This window comes from Campylobacter sp. BCW_6466, from assembly GCF_001762835.1.
Classification (GTDB): Bacteria; Campylobacterota; Campylobacteria; order Campylobacterales; family Campylobacteraceae; genus Campylobacter_D; species Campylobacter_D jejuni.
On the sequence record NZ_MJXO01000043.1, the window covers coordinates 1 to 3,910 of the forward strand.

Sequence of the window (3,910 nt, forward strand, 5' to 3'; positions counted from 1 at the left end):
TATTAAGGGAAGAAATGGTAGGTATTAAGGGAAGAAATGGTAGGTATTAAGGGAAGAAATGGTAGGTATTAAGGGAAGAAACTATTGACAATCTATTTTTAATATGCTACAATAAAAAATCCGCCTTGAGTTTTCACTCTTGGCGGAAATTTATCAATCAAGGCTAACTATGAAACGACATAGTAAGCGTTTTGTGAGATTATACCTAAATTTTAGGTTTTTTAAGCTTAAAGTTGAAGTATTTTTCTAACAAAACCGCAGGGGCAGAAAAGCCCCTTGCCTTGATTGTCTTACTTTGGATATGTAAATGAGCGAAATAGTTAAATATCACAACGATTTTAATAAAATTCAGTTGCCTAGCTTTACAGAGCAAGAACAAAACCTTTTGTTTTTAATCTTTGCAAGAATTAAAGAAAAAGGCATAGACAATGTAATTAATCTCTATGCTAATGATTTTAAAATTAATGAAAAACTTTCTAACTCAAGAGAATATTTAACAGAAAATATCAATAGCTTGAAATATAAATTTTTCAAGGCAAATTTTAAACAAATCATAGAAACAAAGACAGAAGTTATACACAAATATGTAAATTTGTTTGAAACAATGGAAATACACTATGTTAAAAGAAATCCTGATGATGGATATGATGAAAGCACTTTATTTAACAGAATAACCCTAAAAATAAACCCTGATTTTGCTTATTTAGTCAATCAACTAACTACTAATTTTACAGCTTTTGAGCTTGAAGAATTTATAGCCCTTAGCGGTAAATATGCTAAAACACTTTACCGCCTTTTAAAGCAATTTAGAACCACAGGAAAAGCACGATTTGAGTGGGACGAGTTTTGTAAAGTTATGGATATACCGCAAGATTATAGACAAAGCGAAGTTGATAAATGGATTTTAAAACCTGCTATCAAAGAATTAACCAAAGAACGCAATCTTTTTGACCAAATTAGAGTGCCTTTTAAAAACCTTGCCTATGAGAAAGAAAAAGCAAAAGGAACAAGGGGCAGGGGCGGTAAGGTTTCAGGGATTACCTTTACTTTTAAACCTGAAAATATCCAAATGCAAAAGCTAGAAAATGAAAGTCAAAAAATAATGAGCGATGAGCAAAAATATTTAAAGATTTTAAACAATATGAAACTTAATCAAGCTAGATTTGAATATGATTATAAATTGTGGCAATTTAACGATTTTGATTTTAATGAATTTAAAATTATTGCAATAGAGCTTGTAAGAGATGAATACGAGAATTTAAACTTTGGAAACTTTATGCACTTTAATGCTAAAAATCAAGAGCAATTTTTTAAAATGATTGATACTTTTAGAAAAGGTATTAGGTAAAAATTTGCTATAATTATATCTTTGAAGGATACAAGCTATCCGCCACTTGTGCCAAGTGTCGAGCTTGTAAGGGGTACAACCCCTTAACCCCACTAATAAAAATCAACTAAAATCAATAAATGATTTTTTGATTTTTATTAAGCTTTTAAAACACCAAAAAAGGAAAAATTTAAAAATGCAAAAACAATATCCAGAAGTGCATAGCTTAGAAGAAAGCCTTGCGATACTTAAAAAATATAAAGATGATTTGACTAAAGAGCAATACGAAAATATTAAATCAAACATAGGAACTCACGCTATTGAAAGTATTTATCTTAACGAGTTAGATATTATTATGTTAGTTAAAAGAAATGTATATGGTTTAAGTGCTGATGAAATATTGGCTGAATACAAAGAAAAAGGATTTGTAGAATATGTCAAAAGTTGCCACCGCTCATTGCAATCCTAAAAAACAACCTGCATTAAACCACAATGATAGAACCAACGATAATGCTAAGACAATCACTAAAGAACTTACGCATTTAAATGAATACTCTTGCACTAGCGATGAAGTGCGTAAGAACATAGAAAGGCTTTATAAAAAAGCTTATGAAAATTTTTATAAATATTGTGAAAATAAGAATGGTTTAGCTAAAAGTGGAAAGCCTAAAGGACTTCAAAATTTTACTAAAAAAGAAAAATGCTATCACGAGTTTATATACGAAATCGGCGAAAATACTACAATGGAACAATGTCAAGAGCTTACGCAAAAAATTGCAGAGCTTACAGGATTTACACCTTTACAAGTTGTAATCCATAGAGATGAAGTAAGTGAGAATGCTAAAGGGGAAAAACAAACCCATTATCACGCCCACGCAGTATTTTTTACACTCGATAACAATGGCTTACAACTTGCTAGGCGTGAAGCAAGTTTAAATAAAGCCAATCTTAGCAAAATACAAACCCTGACCGCACAAAGTTTAAAAATGGAGCGTGGAGCTAATCGCTACGAGAATAACGAAAAGCAACCCCAATACATACAAGATTATAAAACTTACGCTCAATTTAAAGAACAAGAAAAAGCATTACTTCAAAGAATACAAGAACAAGAGCATAAATTAACGCAAATGGCTCTAGAATTGAAAAAAAAAGAAAAAGAGATACAAGACAAGGCTAAAGAGCTAAAATCGAAAGAAAACGAATTACAAGCGAAAATAGAGCAACATCAAAAACATATACAAAATTTAGAACTAGGACACGAAAGAGCTTTCAAGGAACTTACACAAGAGTTTGAAAAGCGTTTAAGCCTATGGAAAAACATTTTAACCTTTGGAAAATACAATGCTAAGGTAAGAGAAGACTATCAGCTAACTAAAAATGCTTTTTTAATTAGCACAAATGAAAGCAAGAAAGAAGCTAACAAAGAGCTTGAATATTTAAAATTTGAATATCATAAAGTCAAAGATGATAGAGATAATTTAAGAACTTTGTTTGAAACACACAAGACAAATAATGAAAGATTAGAAACTCGACTAAAAGAAATAGGCAGATGGTGCGAAAAAAATTTAAGCGTGGAGCAGTTAAAAGAAATATTTCCATTAAAAGCCGAAAGAATAGAAAAAGAGCTTAAATACCAAAGAGCTTTTGAAAATTCTTTTGAACAAACAAAAACTAAAAGAAACGATAGAGGGTTAGGGTTTAGTAGATAATTTTCTTTTTTGGTGTTTTAGCAAATCGCACCGCAAGGTGCTATGATTTGCGATAATCGGGGTGCGGGGGCTGTCTGAGTGCGTAGCACGGAAGACGGACAAAGCCCACCGCCCTAATATTAAGATTAAGCAGATATATCTAAAAGCTGATCTTTTTTGCTAGTATTTGCTTGATTATCAGCATTTGTAGAATTACTTTGTTCTTCTTTTTTAGCTTCAGCTTCTACTTTCTCTTTTTTTTCTTGAGATTTTAAAGAAAAATCTATAGTTTGCCTATTTACTTCACTTTTGCCAAAATTAGTGGTGTCTATAACACCACAGGGTGTTACAAGTATCATTTACATTGACCTCTTAGTTTACAAAGTTTATAGTCAATATTATCGTTATAAATATCTTGATTGCTACATTTACTATAATCTCTTCCATACTGATAAACTAAAACACAACCTTCATAATGTGGTTGAACTATAGGCTGTTGTGATACAGTAATTTTTGCTGAAGCAAGGCTAGATAATGAAGCAATAACTGCTAAACCTAAGATAATTTTTTTCATTTTAATCCTTTCTATGATTAAAATTTTTGATATATGAATAATTATAAAAACTAAAAAATTAATTTAATATTAAATAACAGAAAAAACAAAAATTTGTTTAAACATTGAAAAAAAATTACTCAACTTTTTTTTTGTTTTCTCTCTCGCGCGCGTACGCGTACGCGAATTTTTTTATTTTTTATATATTTTTATATATTTTTAGGGGGCTTTCTAAAGACTATATGATAGGGGCTAGCGGAATATTAAGGGAAGAAATGGTAGGTATTAAGGGAAGAAATGGTAGGTATTAAGGGAAGAAATGGTAGGTATTAAGGGAAGAAA

5 protein-coding genes are annotated in these 3,910 nt (G+C 30.6%); 3 read left to right on the forward strand and 2 right to left on the reverse strand.

Annotation, left to right across the window (positions count from 1 at the left end):
• Nucleotides 1–307 precede the first annotated feature (307 nt).
• The 3 genes from AJ887_RS04920 (at nt 308) to AJ887_RS04930 (ending at nt 3,036) form a co-directional block, all read left to right on the forward strand.
• Nucleotides 308–1,348 (forward strand): replication initiation protein, encoded by a 1,041-nt coding sequence (locus tag AJ887_RS04920; protein WP_070284882.1) that lies wholly within the window; start codon nt 308–310, stop codon nt 1,346–1,348.
• Nucleotides 1,349–1,523: 175 nt separating this feature from the next.
• On the forward strand, nt 1,524–1,796 hold the full coding sequence (locus tag AJ887_RS04925; protein ID WP_002934485.1) for a hypothetical protein: 273 nt from the start codon (nt 1,524–1,526) through the stop codon (nt 1,794–1,796).
• Nucleotides 1,762–3,036 carry a mobilization protein gene (locus tag AJ887_RS04930; RefSeq protein WP_070284883.1) on the forward strand — a complete coding sequence of 425 codons (1,275 nt, stop codon included), beginning with the start codon at nt 1,762–1,764 and terminating at the stop codon, nt 3,034–3,036. Before AJ887_RS04925 ends, AJ887_RS04930 begins: the two co-directional genes overlap by 35 nt.
• Before the next feature lie 125 nt (nt 3,037–3,161).
• Here AJ887_RS04930 and AJ887_RS04935 read toward each other — a convergent pair whose 3' ends face one another.
• Nucleotides 3,162–3,374: a hypothetical protein gene (locus tag AJ887_RS04935; RefSeq protein WP_038814971.1), complete on the reverse strand. Its 213-nt coding sequence runs from the start codon at nt 3,372–3,374 to the stop codon at nt 3,162–3,164.
• Nucleotides 3,371–3,589, reverse strand: coding sequence for a hypothetical protein (locus AJ887_RS04940; RefSeq protein ID WP_070284885.1), 219 nt, complete (start codon nt 3,587–3,589; stop codon nt 3,371–3,373). The genes AJ887_RS04935 and AJ887_RS04940 overlap by 4 nt, the downstream gene beginning before the upstream one ends.
• Between the last annotated feature and the right edge of the window lie 321 nt (nt 3,590–3,910).

Excerpts from the sequence above, each read along its gene's own strand:
- AJ887_RS04920 (WP_070284882.1), top strand. The coding sequence starts at position 308 with ATGAGCGAAATAGTTAAATATCACAACGATTTTAATAAAATTCAGTTG.
- AJ887_RS04940 (WP_070284885.1), bottom strand. The coding sequence starts at position 3,589 with ATGAAAAAAATTATCTTAGGTTTAGCAGTTATTGCTTCATTATCTAGC.
- AJ887_RS04935 (WP_038814971.1), bottom strand. The coding sequence starts at position 3,374 with ATGATACTTGTAACACCCTGTGGTGTTATAGACACCACTAATTTTGGC.
- AJ887_RS04930 (WP_070284883.1), top strand. The coding sequence starts at position 1,762 with ATGTCAAAAGTTGCCACCGCTCATTGCAATCCTAAAAAACAACCTGCA.
- AJ887_RS04925 (WP_002934485.1), top strand. The coding sequence starts at position 1,524 with ATGCAAAAACAATATCCAGAAGTGCATAGCTTAGAAGAAAGCCTTGCG.